At 63.6% G+C, this 19,147-nt stretch carries 21 protein-coding genes; 7 read left to right on the top strand and 14 right to left on the bottom strand.

What is annotated here, in order from left to right:
* Window positions 1-28 precede the first annotated feature (28 nt).
* The 5 genes from FIU81_RS04955 to FIU81_RS04940 all read right to left on the bottom strand — a co-directional run bounded on the left by FIU81_RS04955 (window position 29) and on the right by FIU81_RS04940 (window position 1,953).
* Window positions 29-313 (bottom strand): antifreeze protein, encoded by a 285-nt coding sequence (locus FIU81_RS04955; protein ID WP_254696002.1) that lies wholly within the window; start codon window positions 311-313, stop codon window positions 29-31.
* 71 nt (window positions 314-384) lie between these two features.
* Window positions 385-690 carry an urease subunit beta gene (locus tag FIU81_RS04950; protein ID WP_124112388.1) on the bottom strand — a complete coding sequence of 102 codons (306 nt, stop codon included), beginning with the start codon at window positions 688-690 and terminating at the stop codon, window positions 385-387.
* On the bottom strand, window positions 687-842 hold the full coding sequence (locus FIU81_RS16660; RefSeq protein ID WP_172971400.1) for a hypothetical protein: 156 nt from the start codon (window positions 840-842) through the stop codon (window positions 687-689). Before FIU81_RS16660 ends, FIU81_RS04950 begins: the two co-directional genes overlap by 4 nt.
* Window positions 843-851: 9 nt before the next feature.
* Window positions 852-1,154: an urease subunit gamma gene (locus FIU81_RS04945; protein WP_124112387.1), complete on the bottom strand. Its 303-nt coding sequence runs from the start codon at window positions 1,152-1,154 to the stop codon at window positions 852-854.
* 1 nt (window position 1,155) lies between these two features.
* Window positions 1,156-1,953 (bottom strand): urease accessory protein UreD, encoded by a 798-nt coding sequence (locus FIU81_RS04940; RefSeq protein WP_124112386.1) that lies wholly within the window; start codon window positions 1,951-1,953, stop codon window positions 1,156-1,158.
* 126 nt (window positions 1,954-2,079) lie between these two features.
* Between FIU81_RS04940 and FIU81_RS04935 the strand changes: the two genes are divergently transcribed.
* Genes FIU81_RS04935 through FIU81_RS04920 form a run of 4 tightly spaced genes read left to right on the top strand, consistent with a single transcriptional unit; the run spans window position 2,080 to window position 5,282 of the window.
* On the top strand, window positions 2,080-3,573 hold the full coding sequence (locus FIU81_RS04935; RefSeq protein WP_124112385.1) for a malonate--CoA ligase: 1,494 nt from the start codon (window positions 2,080-2,082) through the stop codon (window positions 3,571-3,573).
* Window positions 3,570-4,226 (top strand): class II aldolase/adducin family protein, encoded by a 657-nt coding sequence (locus FIU81_RS04930; RefSeq protein ID WP_124112384.1) that lies wholly within the window; start codon window positions 3,570-3,572, stop codon window positions 4,224-4,226. Before FIU81_RS04935 ends, FIU81_RS04930 begins: the two co-directional genes overlap by 4 nt.
* Entirely contained in the window at window positions 4,223-4,576 is a 354-nt protein-coding gene (locus tag FIU81_RS04925; protein ID WP_124112383.1) for a CidA/LrgA family protein, read from the top strand. Before FIU81_RS04930 ends, FIU81_RS04925 begins: the two co-directional genes overlap by 4 nt.
* Entirely contained in the window at window positions 4,569-5,282 is a 714-nt protein-coding gene (locus FIU81_RS04920; protein WP_124112382.1) for an LrgB family protein, read from the top strand. Before FIU81_RS04925 ends, FIU81_RS04920 begins: the two co-directional genes overlap by 8 nt.
* A 3-nt stretch (window positions 5,283-5,285) precedes the next feature.
* On the opposite strand, the gene fdhF is transcribed toward FIU81_RS04920, so the two are convergent.
* From fdhF to FIU81_RS04885, 7 genes are all read right to left on the bottom strand, one after another.
* Window positions 5,286-8,069, bottom strand: a complete 2,784-nt coding sequence (gene fdhF, locus FIU81_RS04915; RefSeq protein WP_124112381.1) for a formate dehydrogenase subunit alpha — start codon at window positions 8,067-8,069, stop codon at window positions 5,286-5,288.
* Entirely contained in the window at window positions 8,069-9,748 is a 1,680-nt protein-coding gene (locus FIU81_RS04910) for an NAD(P)H-dependent oxidoreductase subunit E (RefSeq protein WP_124112380.1), read from the bottom strand. The genes fdhF and FIU81_RS04910 overlap by 1 nt, the downstream gene beginning before the upstream one ends.
* 15 nt (window positions 9,749-9,763) lie before the next feature.
* A complete protein-coding gene (gene folD / locus FIU81_RS04905) occupies window positions 9,764-10,657 on the bottom strand; it encodes a bifunctional methylenetetrahydrofolate dehydrogenase/methenyltetrahydrofolate cyclohydrolase FolD (protein WP_124112472.1) in 894 nt (297 codons plus the stop codon).
* A 122-nt stretch (window positions 10,658-10,779) separates the two neighbouring features.
* Window positions 10,780-11,631: a metal ABC transporter permease gene (locus FIU81_RS04900; RefSeq protein WP_124112379.1), complete on the bottom strand. Its 852-nt coding sequence runs from the start codon at window positions 11,629-11,631 to the stop codon at window positions 10,780-10,782.
* Window positions 11,628-12,473 (bottom strand): metal ABC transporter permease, encoded by an 846-nt coding sequence (locus FIU81_RS04895; RefSeq protein WP_124112378.1) that lies wholly within the window; start codon window positions 12,471-12,473, stop codon window positions 11,628-11,630. Before FIU81_RS04895 ends, FIU81_RS04900 begins: the two co-directional genes overlap by 4 nt.
* 55 nt (window positions 12,474-12,528) lie before the next feature.
* Entirely contained in the window at window positions 12,529-13,389 is an 861-nt protein-coding gene (locus FIU81_RS04890) for a manganese/iron ABC transporter ATP-binding protein (protein ID WP_124112377.1), read from the bottom strand.
* On the bottom strand, window positions 13,386-14,261 hold the full coding sequence (locus tag FIU81_RS04885; RefSeq protein ID WP_124112376.1) for a metal ABC transporter substrate-binding protein: 876 nt from the start codon (window positions 14,259-14,261) through the stop codon (window positions 13,386-13,388). Before FIU81_RS04885 ends, FIU81_RS04890 begins: the two co-directional genes overlap by 4 nt.
* 104 nt (window positions 14,262-14,365) lie before the next feature.
* On the opposite strand from FIU81_RS04885, the gene FIU81_RS04880 reads away from it, so the two are divergent.
* Window positions 14,366-14,779: a Fur family transcriptional regulator gene (locus tag FIU81_RS04880; RefSeq protein ID WP_124112375.1), complete on the top strand. Its 414-nt coding sequence runs from the start codon at window positions 14,366-14,368 to the stop codon at window positions 14,777-14,779.
* Between the two features lie 68 nt (window positions 14,780-14,847).
* On the opposite strand, the gene FIU81_RS04875 is transcribed toward FIU81_RS04880, so the two are convergent.
* On the bottom strand, window positions 14,848-15,981 hold the full coding sequence (locus FIU81_RS04875; protein WP_124112374.1) for a CaiB/BaiF CoA transferase family protein: 1,134 nt from the start codon (window positions 15,979-15,981) through the stop codon (window positions 14,848-14,850).
* 67 nt (window positions 15,982-16,048) lie between these two features.
* Between FIU81_RS04875 and FIU81_RS04870 the strand changes: the two genes are divergently transcribed.
* Window positions 16,049-16,513, top strand: a complete 465-nt coding sequence (locus FIU81_RS04870) for a MaoC family dehydratase (RefSeq protein WP_124112373.1) — start codon at window positions 16,049-16,051, stop codon at window positions 16,511-16,513.
* Window positions 16,510-17,685, top strand: coding sequence for an acyl-CoA dehydrogenase family protein (locus tag FIU81_RS04865; RefSeq protein ID WP_254696001.1), 1,176 nt, complete (start codon window positions 16,510-16,512; stop codon window positions 17,683-17,685). Before FIU81_RS04870 ends, FIU81_RS04865 begins: the two co-directional genes overlap by 4 nt.
* A gap of 14 nt (window positions 17,686-17,699) precedes the next feature.
* Here FIU81_RS04865 and FIU81_RS04860 read toward each other — a convergent pair whose 3' ends face one another.
* The gene (locus FIU81_RS04860; protein WP_124112372.1) at window positions 17,700-19,082 is read right to left on the bottom strand and encodes a GntP family permease; all 1,383 of its coding nucleotides are present in this window, start codon (window positions 19,080-19,082) and stop codon (window positions 17,700-17,702) included.
* Window positions 19,083-19,147 lie beyond the last annotated feature (65 nt).

Raw genomic sequence — 19,147 nt, 5'->3', positions numbered from 1 at the left:
GGGTGGCGCCCAAATTTGAGGCAAAAGCCTAGCGCATCTTCGATAGACGCTTTTGATTGGCGCGCGTCTTGCCGCCGATGGGGCGCAGCCAAGCCGCCGCGATCTTGTCCGGCGACTTTCCCGTCATAGCTGCCATCGTCGCCGCTTGAGAGGCCGCCAGGAAGGCAGGCATCTTTTCGGAAACCATTCGATCGTTTTCGGACGGAGAAACCGCCCAAAGGCCCATCATCCCGAATGTCCGATAGGCGATCACGGTCTGCGCCTCTGTCATCATGCGCCAAAAGGCGAAAGAGGTCGTCATGTATCCGTTCATCGCAGGCATCCTTGCAGGCGCAGCATCAACTTGCTGCAGATGCACAATAGACGAACGGGGTGAATGTTCCGTTAAAGCGCGCCCATGACATCGCCGCGAAAGCCGACGACCCGCCGCGCCCCGCCAAAGGGGATAAGCGAGACCTCTCGCCGCTGGCCTGGCTCGAACCGAACGGCCGTGCCGGCAGCGATATCCAGCCGCTTGCCCCGCGCAGCATCCCGGTCGAAGTCCAGCGCCGGATTGGCCTCGGCAAAGTGATAGTGGCTCCCAATTTGAACCGGCCGGTCGCCCGTATTCGCCACCATCAGAATCACAGCCTCGGCGTCGGCATTCAACGTGATCTCGCCCGCCGCTGGCATCAACTCTCCGGGGATCATCGGTTGCGCCCAAAAGCCAGCATCGCGGCCACCCCGGTCGCGCACAGGGCGATGACGGCGGCAACCCAGGAGCCGCCATCGTGCGGATGTAGGTGCGCGCCGGTATGGGCGGCGGCGGGACTGGCGAGCAGCAGGAAGAACATGGTGCGCATGGGTGTCTCCTATCGGATCGGATTATGGACGGTCACCAGCTTGGTACCATCGGGAAAGGTCGCTTCGACTTGAACGTCGTGGATCATTTCGGGCAGGCCCTCCATGCACATCTCGCGGGTCACAACCTCTGCGCCGGCTTCCATCATGTCGGCGACGGAACGTCCGTCGCGCGCACCTTCGACGACCGCATCGGTTATGAGGGCGATGGCCTCGGGGTGGTTCAGCTTGACGCCACGCTCCAGCCGTTTGCGCGCGACGATGGCCGCCAGTGCAACCAGCAGCTTGTCCTTTTCGCGGGGTGTCAGTTGCATGTCAGAGCCTCCAGACAGCGGGAAGATCCTGTCCCGCCAGATATTTCAGAACCGGAATCAGCGTCTTGCGCAAGTCGAACCCATCTGGGGCCAGAAGGCGCAGAACCAGAAGATCGGGGCCAAGCGTCGAGGCGCCAGCGCGATCGGGCAGCATAGCCCGCAGGTTTTGGACAACTGCCCCCGCCCCCGGTGCTGCCAGCACCACGGACGCCATCGCCCGCGCCCCGTTGGCCACCGCAGGCCGGTCGAGAATGGCATTCACGTTGCCAGAAAGATCGACACCGTCCCGATAAATCAGATGCCCCGCGCGCCGGATCACTACCCGATCCCGAAAGCGGGCATCCAGCAGCCGTTCGCCACGCGCAAGCCGTCCGAAGCAAATCGACTCGCCTAGCAGAAACCGTGCATTCGGAGCCAGATCAACTGTCATAACACGCGCAAAATTGCACTTATCGAACAATAACGTTTCCTGCGGCAGCCAGTTCAGCGTTCCGTCCACGCGAAGCCGCACCGATAATACTCCAGCGGGGCCAGGCTGCGCCGCATACGCTCGCTCACAGGCCTGCGTTGTGAGCGTCAGAGCGGTCTCGGCATCGACATGCGCCTCGATATCGAAGCGATCACCCCCGGTGATCCCGCCCGCGGTGTTGACCATCACAGCCTCGGTCGTGGCGCGACGCGGGAACAGCAGCTTCATCGCACCAGACTGACGCAATCCAGCTAGACCGCGCGTGCCCACGTGAACGCGTACGGACCCAAAGGCGCGGGGTTGCAACGATGAAGGTTGGGCGTCCAGCATGGAGGCATCAAGCCATCGCCTACCATCAAGGGCAAGGCGTCTTACGCTTCGGGACAGACTGGCCTAAGCTGATCCAGCATGCGCCGGGCACTTCGCCCAAATATTCAGCAAACCAGAGCCGCCTTGATGACCAACCCGCTCTTCGACGCCCTTTTCGCGCCGCATCGCGGCAGCACTGCGCCGTTCGCGTCCGAACCCGACGGACGCAAACTCAACTACGCGGACTTCCTGCAACTTTCTGCGCGCGCCGCCGCCGTTCTGGACTCGCACGGGCTGAAGATGGGCGACCGGCTGGTCCTGCAGGTCGAGAAATCGCTGGACGCCTTGGCGATCTACGCCGCCTGCATCGCGCGCGGCGTTGTCTTCGTGCCCCTCAACACCGCCTACACCCCACCGGAGATGGCCTACTTCATCTCTGACGCCGCGCCGTCGATGGTCATCGTCGATCCCGCGCGCGCATCTGATACCAACGCACTCGGCGCACCGCTTTTGACATTGGACGCGGCTGGGAAAGGCAGCTTCACAGAGGCAATGCCGGATCACGTTGCCAATGGTATACCGGCGCCACGACCGCGCGAAACGGGTGATTTGGCAGCCTTTCTATACACGTCCGGCACGACGGGACGGTCCAAGGGCGCGATGCTGACGCACGGCAATCTGCTGTCTAACGCGCAGGCGCTAGTCGAAACTTGGCAGATCACGTCCGACGACGTGCTGTTGCACGCGCTGCCCATCTTCCATGCCCATGGCCTGTTCGTTGCCATCAACACATCACTTCTGTCCGGCAACAGCCTGATCTTCCTTCCGAAGTTCGATCTGGAAGCTGTTCTAGGCGCGCTTCCAGACGCGACGACGATGATGGGCGTGCCGACCTTCTACACCCGCCTTCTGGCGGACGAGCGCTTTGGAATAGACACCGCCGCGCACATGCGCCTTTTCATCTCCGGCTCTGCGCCGCTTCTAGCGGAAACGCACGTCCGGTTCGAAGATCGCACCGGTCACCGAATTCTTGAGCGATACGGGATGACGGAAACCGGGATGAACACATCCAACCCATACGAAGGCGAGCGGCGGGCGGGCACCGTAGGCCATCCGCTGCCCGGTACAGAGCTGCGCGTGATGGATGGAGATGCCCCCGTCGAAAAGGGCAAGATCGGCACCATCGAAGTGCGTGGACCGCATGTTTTCAAGGGCTATTGGCAGATGCCCGAGAAGACCGCGGAAGAGCTGCGCCCGGACGGCTGGTTCATCACCGGCGACTTGGGGACTATCGACTCTGATGGATATGTCACGATCGTCGGGCGCGGTAAGGATTTGGTCATCTCTGGCGGGTACAATGTTTATCCGAAGGAGGTCGAAGACGTTCTGGATAGGCTGCCGGGCGTCGTGGAAAGCGCTGTGATCGGCGTGCCGCATACGGACTTTGGGGAAGGCGTCGTGGCGGTGCTTTCCTATCGGGAGGCGTTGGATCTGGATGCTGTGCGCGCAGCAGCGGCAGAGTCGCTGGCGGACTATAAGCGGCCGAAACACTACATCGTCATCGATGAACTGCCGCGCAACACGATGGGGAAGGTTCAGAAGGCCGCATTGCGGGCAACCTACGCTGACGTGTTCGCATGACGCCGCCATATAAGGACACGACAGCCGTTCGACAGGCCGTGATCGACGCATGTCTTTCGATGGCGATGAAGGGCTTGAACCACGGCAGTTCGGGCAATGTCTCGGTTCGGGTCGACGACACGATGCTCATCACGCCGTCCGGGATCGCATACGACCAGATGCGCCCCGAAATGGTCGCGACGATCAAGCTACAAGACGGCACCGCTTCGGGGCCGCATAAACCATCGACAGAGTGGCATTTCCACCGTGCGCTCTACCACGCGAAACCGGGCGTTCACGCGGTCGTTCATGCCCACCCGACGCATGCCACCGCACAGGCGATGACCCGCAAGCCGATTCCGGCATGCACCTACATGATCGCGGCCTTCGGCGGGGATGATGTGCGGGTTGCGGAGTATGCCTTGTTTGGCACGCCTGCGCTCTCGGACGCGGTCGTCGCGGCGATGGAGGGCCGGCAAGGCTGCCTGATGGCGAACCATGGCGCGGTCGTTACGGGCGAGAGCCTGCCCCGCGCGCTATGGCGGATGGAGGAGTTGGAGGCCTTGGCGAAGGCGTACCTGTTGGTCGGTGACGCAGCGCATATCCTAAGCCGCGCGGAGATCGACGAAACGCTCGCTGCATTCGAGGACTACGGATTGAAGCGCCTGCCATGATTCGCGCTATCGCCATTCTGTTGGTGTTCCAACTGGCCGGGGAAAGCTTGGCTCGGGGCACTGGCCTGCCGTTGCCGGGCCCGGTTCTAGGTCTGACGTTCCTGTTCGTCGCCCTGATGGTCTGGTCGCCCCTGCGCGCGATGGTCGAGGACACGGCGCACGCGCTACTGTCCCATCTGTCGCTACTGTTCGTGCCCGCAGGCGTCGGCGTCGTCGCGCATCTGGACACGTTCGGTCGGCAAGGCCCCGCCTTGATGGTCGCGCTAATCGTCAGCACTGCCGCGTCGATCCTTGTCGCGGTCGTCGTGTTCCGCGCCGTCGCAAAACTCACGGGCGCCGACGATGACTGACGCCGCATCGCTTTGGTCCTACCTCGCGCAAGAGCCTTTGCTGTGGCTGACTCTGACGCTCGTGGCCTATCTGATCGCGGATCGGATCGCAGGATGGGCGAAACATCCGTTGGCGAACCCGGTTCTGATCGCCGTCATTTTAGTCGGTGCCGTGCTGGTCGCGACTGATATTCCCTACGCCCGCTATTTCGAGGGCGCGCAGTTCGTTCACTTCATGCTTGGCCCCGCGACCGTAGCATTGGCCCTTCCCCTGTTCGAGAACGCGCAAAAGCTGCGCCGCGCGGTGCTGCCGATGGTGCTCGCGGTCCTGGCTGGCACCACGACGGCCATTCTTTCGGCACTGGGGGTCGCTTGGGCTTTGGGCGTCAGAGGCGAGACACTTCTGTCCGTCGCACCCAAATCCGCGACGGCCCCCGTGGCGCTGGGCGTCGCCGAACAGATCGGCGCGCTGCCATCTTTGACGGCGGTTCTGGTGGTCCTCACCGGTATTTCCGGCGCGGTAATCGCGACTCCGATGCTGAACGCCTTGGGTTTCACCGACTGGCGCGCGCGCGGCTTCGCGGTCGGGCTGGCGGCGCACGGGATCGGCACGGCGCATGCCTTCCGCGTCAACTCGACCGCGGGCACCTTCGCTGGCATCGGCATGGGATTGGGCGCGCTGACGACCGCGATCCTGTGCCCGCTGATCGTCGCGCTGTTGTTCTAGCCCCTACTCTGCCGCGACCGGCACCGAAACGCGCGCCGCGCAGAACTTGAACTCGGGGATCTTGCCGTAGGGATCCAGTTGCGGGTTCGTCAGCATGTTCGCCGCCGACTCCACGAAGCAGAACGGCATGAACACCATGTCGTCCGCGACCTCTCGGTCCATGCGCAGAACTGCCGAAACCGTGCCACGACGGGTTTCCACCGTGACCACCTGTCCCGCTGTCAGCCCCATCGCTTCCATTGTTCGCTTGTTCATCGCGGCGATGCCTTCCGGCTCCAGCGCGTCCAGAACATCCGCGTTCCGGGTCATCGCGCCGGTGTGCCAATGCTCCAGCAGGCGGCCGGTCGTCAAAACGAGCGGGTAGTCCGCATCCGGGCGCTCGTCCGGCGGCAGCAGATCGACAGGCACCAGCTTGGCGCGGCCGTCCTGGGTCGGGAAACCGTCCTTGAAGATCACCCATTCCTGGCTGTCGCCCTTCAGCGGATAGGTCACGCTGTTCTGCGTCTCGATCATGTCCCAGCTGATCCCATCGAGCGAGGGCATCAGACCTGCCATCTCGGCATAGACCTCTGCCGGACCATCGTAAGCCCAGTTCATTCCGCAGCGCTGGCCAAGATCGATGATGATCTCCAGATCCTGTCGCGCCTGTCCCGGCAGCTGGATCGCGGGGCGGCCCATCTGAACCTGACGGTTGGTATTGGTGAAGGTTCCGCGCTTTTCGGCGTGCGCGCTGGCGGGCAGGATGACATCGGCGAACCAAGCGGTTTCGGTCAGGAAAATGTCCTGCACCACAAGGTGATCGAGCTTGGCGAAGGCTGCACGGGCGTGGTTCTGGTCAGGGTCCGACATGGCGGGATTTTCACCCATCACATACATCGCGCGCACGTCACCATCGTGGATGGCGTCCACGACCTCTACCACCGTCAGGCCCTTTTCGGGATCGAGCGATCGGCCCCAGGCATCTTCGAACTTCGCGCGGGCGTCAGGATTATCGACCTGCGCGTAATCGGGATAGCTGGCGGGGATCAGGCCAGCGTCAGAGGCGCCCTGCACGTTATTCTGTCCCCGTAACGGGTGCAAGCCGGTCCCCTCGCGCCCGATGTGACCGGTGATCAGCGCCAAGGCGATTAGCCCGCGCGAGTTGTCGGTGCCGTGGACATGCTGGCTGATGCCCATGCCCCAGAAGATCATCGACCGTTCCGAGCTTGCATACAGCCGGGCTACGTCGCGGATGGTCTTCGCATCGATCCCGCAGGTCTCGGCCATCGCTTCAGGCGAAAAGTCAGCCACCTTGGCCTTCAGCGCGTCGAACTCGGACACATGGGCCTGAATATACTGCTGATCGTAAAGGTTTTCTTCAACAATCACATGCAGCATGGCGTTCAGAAGCGCCACATCCGTGCCGGGGGTGAAGCGCAAGGAATGTTCCGCGTGGGTCATCATATCCTGACCGCGCGGGTCGATGACGACGATCTTCGTGCCGCGTTTGGCGGCGCGCTTGAAATAGGTGGCGGCGACGGGGTGGTTCACAGTGGGCCGCGCGCCGATGATGATGACGCAATTTGCCTTGTGCGCATCCATGAAGGGTGCGCTGACAGCACCCGATCCGACGCCTTCCAACAGGGCGGCGACGGATGACGCGTGACACAGTCGCGTGCAGTGATCGACGTTGTTCGTGCCGAAACCAGCGCGGATCAGTTTCTGGAACAGGTACGCTTCCTCGTTCGATCCCTTGGCCGACCCGAACCCCGCGATGGACCCGCCGCCGTGGGTGTCCCGCGCAGTGGTCAGGCCCGTGGCGGCGCGCTCCATCGCCTCGTCCCACGTGGCTTCTCGGAACACCTCTCGCCAGTCGCCGCTGAAGTCCGGCGCGTCCACCTTCGGCGCGTCGTCGCGGCGGATCAGCGGTGTGGTCAGCCGCTTGGGTGACATTGCGTAGTCGTAGCCGAACCGACCCTTCACGCAGAGCCGGTTCTCGTTCGCGGGGCCATCGGCACCGTCGACGCGCACGATCTTACCATCGGCGACCGAAACTTCTGTCTGGCAACCGACACCGCAGTAGGGGCAGACGCTGTTGATGGTCTCGATGGCCTGTTCGGGCACGGCGCGGGTGCGGTTGGCGTCGTCCAGCAGGGTCTTTTCCATCAGCGCACCCGTGGGGCAGGCTTGGACGCATTCGCCACAGGTCACGCAGGTGGAGTGGCCCATGGGGTCGTGCTGGTCGAAGACCGGGATCGTGTGATGACCGCGGTCCGCCATGCCCATCACGTCGTTCACCTGCACTTCGCGGCAGGCGCGAACGCATAGGTTGCAGGCGATGCAGGCTGACAGGTTCACCGCGATGGCCGGGTTCGTCGCGTCGTGCTCCGGCTGCTCATGCGTCCCGAACTTTGAAGGCAAACGGTCCCCGGATACACGGTCTGCGATCCCCATCGTGCGCGACCATTCCCAGAACGGCGCATCGCCGTCGGCGCTGGAGGCCGGGTCGGCCATGTCTGCGCCGAGCATCTCGAACACCATGGCGCGGGCCTTGGTGGCGCGCTCGGACGCGGTCTTCACCACCATGCCGTCTGTCACTTTCCGATGGCAGGAGGCGGCGAGTTTGCCCTCTCCGTCTACCTCGACCATGCAAGAGCGGCAGTTGCCATCGGCGCGGTAGCCCGGCTCGTCGCGCCAGCACAGGTGCGGGATCGTGGTGCCCGCCCGCTTGGCGACCTGCCAGATCGTCTCGTCCGATTTCGCTTCGATTTCAATGCCGTCTAGGGTGATCTTCACGTCATCACTCATCACAGATCCTCCCGGAAATAGGTCAGCAGGTGGCGCACCGGATTCGGGGCCGCCTGCCCCAGACCGCAGATCGAGGCGTCGCGCATGACGTCTTCCAGATCGCCGATCGCATCTTCGTCCAAGCTGTCGCGGCGCAGCAATTGCGCCAGCTTTTCGGTCCCGCCGCGACAGGGAGTGCACTGACCGCAGGATTCGTGGGTGAAAAAGTCGATCAGATTCAGAGCGACGTCCTTCATGTTGTCGGTTTGGCTGAAGATGACGACGGCGTGGCTGCCGACGAAAGCGCCAAGATCAGCTAGCTCACCCCCGAAATCGAGCGGCACATCGCCCTTCGATGCGGGCAGGATTCCGCCGGATGCGCCGCCGGGAAGATAGGCCTTGAACTCGTGCCCCTCGGCCATGCCACCGCAAGCTTCGATCAGCTCGTGCGCGGTCGATCCGGCGGGGGCCTGCACGATGCCGGGGCGTTTGACGCGGCCGGAAACGGACCAGGACCGCTGGCCGGGGTGGTCCGGCTTGCCCTTGTCGCGGAACCACTCGATCCCTTTGCCCAGGATTTGCGGCACCCAATATAGCGTTTCGACATTGTTGTTCAGCGTCGGTCTCCCGAACAGGCCGACCTGCCCGATGACCGGAGGGCGCAGACGCGGCAGGCCGCGCTTGCCTTCGATGCTTTCGACCATCGCGGATTCCTCGCCGCAGATGTAGGCGCCTGCCCCGCGACGCATTTCGATGAAGCCTTTCTGGACGATGCCCGCCTCTTCGATGGCAGCGATCTCGCGGCGCATGATCTCGATCGCGGCGGGGTATTCGGCGCGCATGTACAGGTAGATGCGTTCGGCTTCGACGCAGTGCGCCCCGATCAACGCGCCTTCCAGCATCGCGTGGGGGTTCCGCTCCATGTGGTAGCGGTCCTTGAAGGTACCGGGCTCGCCCTCGTCGGCGTTGATCGTCATCAGGCGCGGACCGGGGTTCTTGCGGACAAGCTCCCATTTCTTTCCTGTCACGAAGCCCGCGCCACCAAGGCCTTTCAGGCAGCTGTCCTGCAACTCGTCGATCACCTGTTCGATGGTCAACTCACCATCGCGCAGACGCTGGATTTGCAGATATCCATCTTTCTCGCGGTAGGCCGGAAGATCGATATAATTTGGAATCAAGGTCTTGGTGTCGCCGGTCGCGACCAGCATCTGCAGTTTTTGCGCATCGGCCAGCCCGACCTCGCGGTCGCCCACCCGCGCTGCGGGGGCCACGTCGCAGCCACCCATGCAGGGCGCGCGTTCGATGCGGATATCGGAAGGGTCGGTGCCTGCGCGCATCTCTTCGATCAGCTTCTCGGCACCGGCCATCATGCAGGCGATGCCGTCACAGATGCGGATGGTCAGCGCGGGGGGCGGTGTCTCCCCCTCTTTCACCAGATCGAAATGGTCGTAGAATGACGCGACCTCATAGACCTCTGCCTGCCCGATGCCCATCAGATGCGCGAGCGCCCGAAGATGCGCGGCGGAGATATGGCCGTGCGAGTCCTGAATCGCATGAAGATACTCGATCAGCATGTCGCGCTTCAGGTCGCTGCCGATCAGGGCCTGCACTTCGGCAACCGCGTTATCATTCAGCGGGCGGCCCTTTGTCTTGGCGACGGATCGGCGCGGGCCGGTCAGAGAGGGGGGCATCTCGTTCATGTCTCGTCTCCGGTATCAGGCGGTCAGACCTTCGGGCGGGCGCAGGCCATGGATGCGGCAGCAGGCCGTCACGGTGTTGGCCAGCAGGCAGGCGATGGTCATGGGGCCGACACCGCCGGGCACGGGCGTAATCGCCCCCGCGACCTGAACTGCGCTGTCGAAATCGACGTCACCGACAAGGCGGGTCTTGTCGCCGTTCGGAATGCGGTTGATGCCCACGTCGATGACGGTGGCGCCCGGCTTGATCCAATCGCCGGGGATCATCTTGCGGCGGCCCACCGCGGCCACGACGATGTCGGCGCGGCGTACGACCTCTGCCAGATTCTTCGTTCGGGAATGGGCAATCGTCACTGTACAGCTTTCGCCCAGAAGCAGCTGCGCCATGGGCTTGCCGACGATGTTCGAGCGGCCCACCACGACGGCATCCAAGCCAGACAGCGACCCAAGCTGATCGCGCAGCATCATCAGAGAGCCCAGCGGCGTGCAGGGCACCATCGCGTTCTGCCCCGTCGCGAGCAGTCCCGCGTTGGAGATATGGAACCCGTCCACGTCTTTTTCGGGCGCAATGGCGTTGATGACGGTGTTGGAATCCACGTGGTCCGGCAGTGGAAGCTGCACGAGGATGCCGTGAACCTTCGGGTCGGCGTTCAGTTGATGCACCAGCGCCAGAAGGTCTTCCTGCGATGTGCTGGCGTCCAGCCGATGTTCGAAACTGGCCATCCCGACTTCAAGCGTTTGCTTGCCCTTCATGCGCACGTAGACTTGGCTGGCGGGGTCCTCTCCGACTAGAACGACGGCCAGACCGGGGGTCAGGTCGTGCTCTTCGCGCAGGCGGGTGACGTGGTCGGACACGCGCGCGCGGATGGTCGCGGCAAAGGCCTTCCCGTCGATGATCTTGGCGCTGGTCATGCTATCGGTCATGGCAAAAGTCCTAGGCTGTATAAGTCGATGAATGCGCCAGTGCTGTCCAGGCGCGGGCCATCACGTTTGTGCGCAGCCATGCCATGCCCTGCCGGGGGGCGGCAACGGATTTACGACGGATCGGACACGGGTTGCGCCGTCGTGCGTCGGCTTTGACTGATAAGGCGGCGCGCCAAAGCCACGCAGAAGATCGCCGTCAGCACCAGAATGATCGTCGGCGCGGGCGCGCTGTCGATCCAGAAGCTGGCGTAGGTGCCAAGCGCCATGGCGATGATGCAGACGGCGGTGGCAACGATCAGCATCTGCGCGAAACGCCGGGTCAGCAGGAAGGCGATGGCTCCGGGGGCGATCAGCAAACCGATGGCCAGGATCAGACCGGTGGCGGTCAGCGTCGCCACGATGGTCAGCGACAGGATCGACAGCAGGCCATAGTGCAGCCAACCGGTGCGCAAACCGCTGGCCTGTGCCTGCGCGGGATCGAAGCTGAACAGCAGAAGATCGCGCCACTTCAGCAGCAGGATCGCAGCGACGGGGATGCCGATCCCGGCGGCAGTCACAAGGTCAGCAGGGCCGACGCCCAGCATGTTGCCGAAGAGGATGTGATCAAGGTGCTGGTTCGTGTCGATAGAGGTGTAGAGGATGATCCCCACCGCGAACATGCCCGAGAAGACGATCCCCATGACGGTGTCCTGCTTGACGCGCGAATTGTCGGACAGGTAGCCGGTCAGCACCGCGCAGCCCATTCCGGCGGCGAAGGCCCCAAGGATCAGCGGCAGGCCGGTGATCCAGGCCAGAACGATGCCCGGAAGAACCGCGTGGCTCACCGCATCGCCCATCAGCGCCCAGCCCTTCAAAACCAGAAAGCAGGACAGCAGGGCCGTGGGCACCGCCACCAGAAGGCCGATCAGAAAGGCGTTCTGCATGAAGGGGAACTGGAACGGCAGCAGGACGGTCTCGATCATTGCAGCGCCGCCCGTCCCTTGGCCCGCGCGGCCAACCGCCCGTGCTTTGGTGCGAAGATGAAGGTGAGCAGGAAGATCACCGTTTGCAGCGTGACGATCACGCCGCCCGTGGCCCCATCGAGAAAGTAGCTGGCGTAGGCCCCGAAAAAGCCGGTCCCTGCCCCGATCGCCACGGCCACAGCGATAAGTCGCGGGAAACGGTCAGCCAGCAGATAGGCGGTGGCGCCGGGTGTGACGACCATGGCGATCACAAGGAACGCGCCCACCGTCTGCATCGCGGCGACGACGGCGGCGGAGAGCAACACGAAGAACGTCGCCTTCAGGGCTTGTGTCGGCAGGCCGATGGAACGGGCGTGGTTTTCATCAAAGAAGGTCACCATCAGGTCCTTCCACTTCAGAAGTAGCACGGTCAGCGACACGCCCCCGATGATCGCCAGTTGCAGAGTGTCTTCGGGCGTGATGGCAAGGATATTGCCCATGGTGATGGCTTGCAGGTCCACCGACACGGGGCTGATCGATGCCATGAACAAGCCCAGCCCGAAGAACGATGTGAAGATGATGCCGATCACCACATCGACCTTCAGCCCGGACCGATCCGACAGCACCAACATCGCCCCCGCCGCCAGACCCCCGGCAAGGAAGGCGCCCAGCGCGAAGGGAAGACCCAGGATGTAGGCGCCCGCCACGCCGGGCACGACAGAGTGGGACAGGGCGTCGCCGATCAGGCTCCACCCTTTCAGCATCAAAAAGCACGACAGGAAGGCGCAGAGACCGCCGACCGTGGCCGACACCCACATGGCATCGGTCATGTAGCCGTAGGTGAAGGGTTCCAGAAGGATCATGCGGATGGTCTGCGGCTAGAGGGTGCGGATGAGTATTTGGGAAAACAAAGAAGGGTCATTCGCGCGTGCCCAGTTTGTGGGCCTTGTCGCCGTAGTGGACGAGCGGGCGCTCGTCATCCGTGAAGATAGAGATCTCGCGCTCGTCGTCGTGGTGATCGTCATGCAGGTCCGGGCCGCCAAGGGTGAAGTGGCGCAGGACGCCGCCGAAGGCCTGTTCGAGGTTGGCACGCGTGAACGTCGTTTCCGTCGGGCCGTGAGCAAGGACGGTGCCTTTGACCAGAACGGTGCGGTCGCAGAACTCGGGCACGGACCCGAGGTTGTGGGTCGAGACGAGCATCACGCGCCCCTCGTCTCGCAACTCTCGTAGGAGCGTCGTGATCTGCTCTTCGGTCTGCACGTCGACGCCGGTGAACGGCTCGTCCAGCAGAATCACCTGACCGTCCTGCGCCAGAGCGCGTGCGAGGAACACGCGCTTGCGTTGGCCGCCGGACAGCTCTCCGATCTGGCGGTAACGGAAGTCGGCCATGTTCACGCGATCCAGCGCGGTATCGACGGCGGCGTGGTCGGCGGCAGAGGCGCGGCGCAGGAAGCCCATGTGCCCGTAGCGCCCCATCATCACCACGTCTTCGACCAAGACGGGAAAGGTCCAATCGACTTCTTCCGCCTGCGGGACGTAGGCGATGGTGTTGGATTTCAGCGCCTCCCGGACGGTGCGGCCCAGCACCCGGATGTCGCCGCGCGCCGCGGGGACGAAGCCCATGATCGCCTTGAACAGCGTGGACTTGCCCGCGCCATTGACGCCTACGAGTGCGGTGATCGTGCCGCGTGGGATCTCGAAGCTGGCGTCGTTCAGCGCGGTGTGACCGTTGCGGTAGGTCACCGTCAGATCGCGCACCTCGAGCCCCGGTGAGGTCATTGCGTGAGACCGTCCGCAATCGTTTGCGATGTGACGCGCAGCAGGTCGAGGTAGCTGGGCACCGGGCCTTCGGGCTGCGACAGGGAGTCGACGTAGAGCACCCCGCCGTAGGTCGCGCCCGTCTCTCGGGCGACCTGTTCGGCGGGGGATGTGTTCACGGTGGATTCACAGAAGACCGCCGGCACGTCATGCTCGCGCACGCCGTCGATGACCGCGCGCACCTGCTGGGGCGTGCCCGTCTGGTCAGCGTTCATGGGCCAGAGGTATAGCTCGTTCAGTCCGAAGTCGCGCGCAAGATAGCTGAAGGCGCCCTCGCAGGTGACCAGCCAGTTCTCGCCCGGTAGATCGGCGATTTGCTGACGCAGGGGAGCGATGGTGTCTTCGATTTGCGCTTTGTAGGCGGCGGCGTTGGCCGAATATGTCTCGGCATTCGCCGGATCGGTGTCGGAAAGCGCCGCGGCGATATTGTCGACGTAGATCAGCGCGTTATCGAGGCCCATCCACGCATGCGGATTGGATTGCCCTTCATAGCTGCCCTCTGCGATCGGAATCGGGTCGATCCCGTCGGACAGGGTGGCGGAGGGCACGTCGCGCAAGTTCGACAGGAACTGTTCGAACCAGATTTCCAGATTGAGACCATTCCACAGGATAAGATCAGCGTCCTGCGCGCCGACAATATCGCGCGGGGTCGGGGAATAGCCGTGGATCTCCGCACCGGGCTTGGTGATCGACACGACCTCTGCCGCGTCTCCCGCCACGTTCTGCGCCATATCTGCGAGGACCGTGAAGGTGGTCACGACCTTCAGCTTGTCCTGTGCGATAGCCGATGTGGCGAGGGTGGACAGGACGGTGGCAAGGATCAGGCGGTGCATCGGGGTCTCCTTCTGCACAGGACATAGGATGCGGCGCGGCGCGGTTCAATGGAAATGCAACTCATTCTCATTTACATGCAAACGCGGGCGCGGTAGGCAGAGACATGGATGATCCCACCGACCGCCCTGCCCGCCTGTTGCGCGAAGCCGGATTGCGCGTGACGCAGCAGCGGCTGGCGATTCTTGCTGCGTTGGAAGAGGCAGAGGATCACCCGGTTGCAGAGGACCTGCTGGCCCGTGTGCGCAGTGCAGACGAGACCGTTTCGACCGCGACGATCTACAGAACATTGGGGGCGCTGGAGGCGGCTGGGCTGGTGCATCGTCTATCCTTCGGGGGCGAGCCCGCGCGGTTCGAAATGGCGCCGCGCATCCAGCACGATCATTTGGTGGATGTGGACACAGGCGAGGTGATCGAGATTCAGAGCGACGCATTGGCTGCGCTGCGGCGGCAGATCGCGGCAGAGCATGGATACGACATTGTCGAGCATCGCACCGTGATCCGGGGGAAGCGGGTTTAGGGGCGCTGCCCCCGCCGCTGCGCGGCTCCCCCGAGGTACTTCCGGAACAATGAAATGGAAGGTCGGCGTTAGGTAAGCGTGCCGTCGGCTATGTGTCGGGAAATCTCGTCGCGGGTCAGGCCCCAGTCCAACAGGGCATCCGTGTTGGGGTGGATCGCCTGTGCCGGAGGCGTGGTGATCGCGCCGGGTGTGGCGTCGAACCAGGGTGCGGGATTGGCCTGGGGGATGCCGTCGATGGTGGTGAAGCTATCGGTATAATTCGCGGCCTGATCCGGGGTGCGGATCATGGTGACGCAGCCGTCGGTCTCGCGGAAAAGCGCATCCCAATGGGTCGCGGGTTTGGTGGCGAAGACCTCGGACAGGAGGGCTTCAGGGTCGGTGTCGAGGCGGGGATTGTCGGAGACGCCCAGCGTATCAATCAGGATCTTGCGAAAAGCAGGCTCTATCGCACCGACCGCGACGTGGCCTTCGGCGCAAGCGTAGGTGCGATAATACCAGCGACCGCCGTCCAAGACGTTGCCGCCAGGCCAACGGTGCATTCCGGCGGCGGCGAGCGCCTGGATCAGGGTATAGAGAGAGGCGGTGCCGTCCACCATGTTGGCGTCCACCACCTGCCCCTGCCCCGTCGCGCGGGCATTGAGGATCGACGCGAGGGTGCCGATGACGGCGAAGAGCGCGCCGCCGGCCATGTCACCGATCAGGGGCGGAAGGCCCTGTGGCGGTGTGCCGTCGCGGGCGAAGAGCGACAGCGCACCGGACAGGGCAATGTAGTTGAGGTCGTGCCCCGCAGTCTGCGCCCGCGGGCCGGTCTGGCCCCAGCCGGTGACGCGCGTGTAAGTGAGCGCGGGCTTCAGACGCAAGGCGTCTTGGGGGCCGAGGCCGAGGCGCTCCATTGCACCCGGCCGGTAGCCTTCGATCAGCGCGTCGGACTGGGCAATGAGGCGGTGAACCAACGCACGGCCCGCGTCGGTCTTCAAGTTCACCTCTACCACGGGACGCGAACGGTAAAATATGGCGGCGGCGTCCAGCGCGCCAAAGTCCAGGTCGGGGTCCGGTGCGGGATAGCCGCCGCGCCGGTCGATGCGGATCACCTGCGCACCCATGTCGGCCATCAGCATGGTAGCGTAGGGCACGGGGCCGATGCCGGTCATCTCTACGATGCGAGTGCCGGTCAGGGGGCCTTGGCGCGGTGTGTTGGTCATAAGTGTGACGCTAGCCCCTTGCGCCGGGGCGCGCACCCCCGTTCACTGCCCAAAGGGAGGGCGAGCAATGCCGGGACTGTATTACGAGGATTTCGAGGACGGTCAGGTTTTCGATCATGAATGGACACGGACGATCACCGAGGCTGACAACCGCTGGTTCTCGCTTCTGACGATGAATACGCAGCCCCTTCATATCGACGCGCATTACGCGGCAAACACGGAATTCAAACGGCCGCTGGTGAACTCTTTGTTCACCCTTGGCCTGATGGTCGGGATGAGCGTCAACGACACGACCTTTCGCACCACTGTCGCCAACCTTGGCATGACCGACGTGATCTTTCCCCATCCACTGTTCGAGGGCGACACGATCCACGTGCGCACAACCGTCCTGCGAAAACGCGAAAGCGCCAAGCGGCCGGAAGCGGGGATCGTGACCTTCCGCCACGAGTGCTTCAACCAAGACGACGTTCTGTGCGGGTCCTGCGAGCGCGCGGGCCTGATGAAGAAACGCCCACAGGGAGAGACGACATGAACATGGCCTCTGGCTTCGCCGCCGCAAACGACAGCCCGACGTTCTTTGATGAAACGCACCGGATGCTGCGCGACCAGGTGCGTCGCTTCGTCGAGACGGAAATTAAGCCCCACGCCCTGCAGTGGGAACAGGATGGCATGGTCCCCCGCGCCGTGCTACGCAAGATGGGAGAGCTGGGGTTCTTCGGCATCCGCTACCCCGAGAACCTGGGCGGGTCCGCCATGGACGAACGCGCGACCGTGGTCTGGGCCGAAGAACTCGGCCGGTCCACCTTTTCCGGCGTCGCGATCACGGCGCTGGTGCATACGGACATGGCGTCGGTCCATATCTTCAACGCAGGCACACCGGAGCAGATCGAACAGTGGATCCCGCGCTGCATCTCGGGCGAGGCGATCAGCGCGGTCGCCGTGACAGAGCCCGGCGCGGGGTCGGACGTGAAGGGCATGACCACCCGCGCCCGACGCGATGGTGACGATTGGGTGCTGAACGGGTCGAAGCTGTACATCACCAATGGCGTCCACGCGGATGTCTATTGCGTCGCGGCGAAGACCGATCCCGACGCGCGGCCTTCGCAGTCGGTGACGATGTTCCTTGTTGAAAAGGGCACACCCGGCTTCACCGTCAGCCGCGCGCTGGACAAGCACGGCTGGCGCTCGTCGGACACGGCAGAGCTGTCGTTTCAGGACGCGCGCGTGCCGGCGGCCAACGTGTTGGGGGCCGAAGGGCGCGGGTTCTACGAGATCATGAAGAACTTCCAGAACGAACGGCTTGTGATCGGTGCGATGGCGATGGGAGAGGCTCAAGCAGCTTTGGAACTAACGGTCGCCTACCTGAAAGAACGCAAGGCCTTCGGCGAGAGCCTGTGGGAAAAGCAGGGCATCCGGCAGCGGCTGGCGATGTTGGCCGCGCGGGTCGAGGCGTGCCGTCAAATGGTCTACGCCACCGCCGCGCGGGCGGCCGGGGGCGAGGACGTCGTGCGCGACGTGTCGATGATCAAGGCGCTGGCGGGTGAGTTGGTGAACGAGGTGATGTACGATTGCGTCCAGTTCCACGGCGGCATGGGCTTCATGCGTGAAAGCACCATCGAACGCATGAGCCGCGACGCGCGCGTACAGGCCATTGGCGGGGGTGCCACCGAGGTTATGCTGGAGGAAGTCGCCAAGCGGATGTAACCGCCCGCCCTGCCCTAGACCAGCAGCACAGAAGCCGACAGCACCACCGCGACGGTGATCGAGAACGGGATCAACACTGCGACCACGAAGATGTCGCCATAGCTTGTCTTGTGGGTCAGCCCCGTAATCGCCAGCAATGTGATGACCGCGCCGTTGTGCGGCAGTGCGTCAAAGCCGCCGGACGACAGGGCAACGACACGGTGCATGATCTCGGGATCGATGCCCGCCGCCTGGGCCTGTTCGGCAAAACGGTCGCCCAGCGTTTCCAGCGCGATGGACATGCCGCCCGACGCCGATCCGGTGATGCCCGCCAGCACGTTCGTCGCCACGGCTGACGAGATCAACGGGTTCGACGACAGCCCAAGCACCGCATCGCGGACCACGACGAAGGCCGGCAATGACGCAATGACGGCGCCGTATCCGACCTCTGACGCGGTGTTGAAGACGGGCAGAAGCGAGCCCATCGTGCCCTTGTTGTAGCTTTCCAGCAGATCCTTGAACCGGCTCCAGTTCAGGGCGGTGCACAGCAGGATCGCGATAACGAGAGATGCAATGATCGCCCAGATGCCCTTGACGTCATCTATAGAGGCATTGCCGTATTGATCGTCGGCGAGATAGCCCGTCTCCATCGCCGGAATGATCAGGTAGGTGAATGCGGCGTTCAGCACGATGACGGCCACCACAGGCAGAATCGCAATCAGGAAACCGGGTGCGGCGTCGTCGGGCTCGTTCGCATCGGCATCGGTGGCGGGGTGGTCGCCATAGCCTTCGCCCTTGGCGTTGGCCGCATCGCGACGACGGTTCAGCCAGAATGTTCCGCCGATCAGCATGCCCAGACCAGCCAGCGTGCCGTAGATCGGTGCGGCGAAGGGCGTGGTGCCGAAATAGGGCATCGGGATCGCATTCTGGATTGCAGGCGTGCCGGGAAAGGCCGTCATGGTGAATGTGAACGACCCCAGCGCAAGGGCAGCGGGCAGCAGCCGTTTTGGCGTGTCGGATTTCTGAAACAGCGCGTTGGCGATGGGATAGACCGCGAAGGCCACGACGAAGAGCGACACGCCGCCGTATGTCAGCACCCCGCAGGCCGCGACGACGGCGGCGATGGATTGCGAGGCGCCCATCTTGTCAGTGAACCATTCTGCAATAGTGCGGGCAGAGCCGGAGTCGGCCATCAACTTGCCGAAGATCGCGCCCAGCAGAAACAGCGGGAAGAACTGCAACAGGTAGTTGCCCAGCGCGGGCATGAAAACCTGCGTATAGGTCGCCAGCAGCGGCAGCCACCCGGCGAAAAGCGTCGCCAGAAGCGCCATGACAGGGGCGAGGATCAGCACGTTGATCCCGCGGTAGGCCAGATACATCAACAGGCCGAGGGACAGAAAGATGCCGATAAGACCCATGGAAAACTCCGATGTCGGAGCATGACACAGCCCCCGGTTGTGATGGACCTATGACGAAAACGGGG

The sequence above is a fragment of the Palleronia sp. THAF1 genome (assembly GCF_009363795.1).
Taxonomy (GTDB): Bacteria; Pseudomonadota; Alphaproteobacteria; order Rhodobacterales; family Rhodobacteraceae; genus Palleronia.
This window is presented reverse-complemented; position numbering and strand designations above follow the sequence as displayed.

What these genes read in the sequence shown, in the direction of transcription:
- FIU81_RS04955 (WP_254696002.1), bottom strand. Translation starts at nt 313, where the DNA reads ATGAACGGATACATGACGACCTCTTTCGCCTTTTGGCGCATGATGACA.
- FIU81_RS04950 (WP_124112388.1), bottom strand. Translation starts at nt 690, where the DNA reads ATGATCCCCGGAGAGTTGATGCCAGCGGCGGGCGAGATCACGTTGAAT.
- FIU81_RS16660 (WP_172971400.1), bottom strand. Translation starts at nt 842, where the DNA reads ATGCGCACCATGTTCTTCCTGCTGCTCGCCAGTCCCGCCGCCGCCCAT.
- FIU81_RS04945 (WP_124112387.1), bottom strand. Translation starts at nt 1,154, where the DNA reads ATGCAACTGACACCCCGCGAAAAGGACAAGCTGCTGGTTGCACTGGCG.
- FIU81_RS04940 (WP_124112386.1), bottom strand. Translation starts at nt 1,953, where the DNA reads ATGCTGGACGCCCAACCTTCATCGTTGCAACCCCGCGCCTTTGGGTCC.
- FIU81_RS04935 (WP_124112385.1), top strand. Translation starts at nt 2,080, where the DNA reads ATGACCAACCCGCTCTTCGACGCCCTTTTCGCGCCGCATCGCGGCAGC.
- FIU81_RS04930 (WP_124112384.1), top strand. Translation starts at nt 3,570, where the DNA reads ATGACGCCGCCATATAAGGACACGACAGCCGTTCGACAGGCCGTGATC.
- FIU81_RS04925 (WP_124112383.1), top strand. Translation starts at nt 4,223, where the DNA reads ATGATTCGCGCTATCGCCATTCTGTTGGTGTTCCAACTGGCCGGGGAA.
- FIU81_RS04920 (WP_124112382.1), top strand. Translation starts at nt 4,569, where the DNA reads ATGACTGACGCCGCATCGCTTTGGTCCTACCTCGCGCAAGAGCCTTTG.
- fdhF (WP_124112381.1), bottom strand. Translation starts at nt 8,069, where the DNA reads ATGAGTGATGACGTGAAGATCACCCTAGACGGCATTGAAATCGAAGCG.
- FIU81_RS04910 (WP_124112380.1), bottom strand. Translation starts at nt 9,748, where the DNA reads ATGAACGAGATGCCCCCCTCTCTGACCGGCCCGCGCCGATCCGTCGCC.
- folD (WP_124112472.1), bottom strand. Translation starts at nt 10,657, where the DNA reads ATGACCAGCGCCAAGATCATCGACGGGAAGGCCTTTGCCGCGACCATC.
- FIU81_RS04900 (WP_124112379.1), bottom strand. Translation starts at nt 11,631, where the DNA reads ATGATCGAGACCGTCCTGCTGCCGTTCCAGTTCCCCTTCATGCAGAAC.
- FIU81_RS04895 (WP_124112378.1), bottom strand. Translation starts at nt 12,473, where the DNA reads ATGATCCTTCTGGAACCCTTCACCTACGGCTACATGACCGATGCCATG.
- FIU81_RS04890 (WP_124112377.1), bottom strand. Translation starts at nt 13,389, where the DNA reads ATGACCTCACCGGGGCTCGAGGTGCGCGATCTGACGGTGACCTACCGC.
- FIU81_RS04885 (WP_124112376.1), bottom strand. Translation starts at nt 14,261, where the DNA reads ATGCACCGCCTGATCCTTGCCACCGTCCTGTCCACCCTCGCCACATCG.
- FIU81_RS04880 (WP_124112375.1), top strand. Translation starts at nt 14,366, where the DNA reads ATGGATGATCCCACCGACCGCCCTGCCCGCCTGTTGCGCGAAGCCGGA.
- FIU81_RS04875 (WP_124112374.1), bottom strand. Translation starts at nt 15,981, where the DNA reads ATGACCAACACACCGCGCCAAGGCCCCCTGACCGGCACTCGCATCGTA.
- FIU81_RS04870 (WP_124112373.1), top strand. Translation starts at nt 16,049, where the DNA reads ATGCCGGGACTGTATTACGAGGATTTCGAGGACGGTCAGGTTTTCGAT.
- FIU81_RS04865 (WP_254696001.1), top strand. Translation starts at nt 16,510, where the DNA reads ATGAACATGGCCTCTGGCTTCGCCGCCGCAAACGACAGCCCGACGTTC.
- FIU81_RS04860 (WP_124112372.1), bottom strand. Translation starts at nt 19,082, where the DNA reads ATGGGTCTTATCGGCATCTTTCTGTCCCTCGGCCTGTTGATGTATCTG.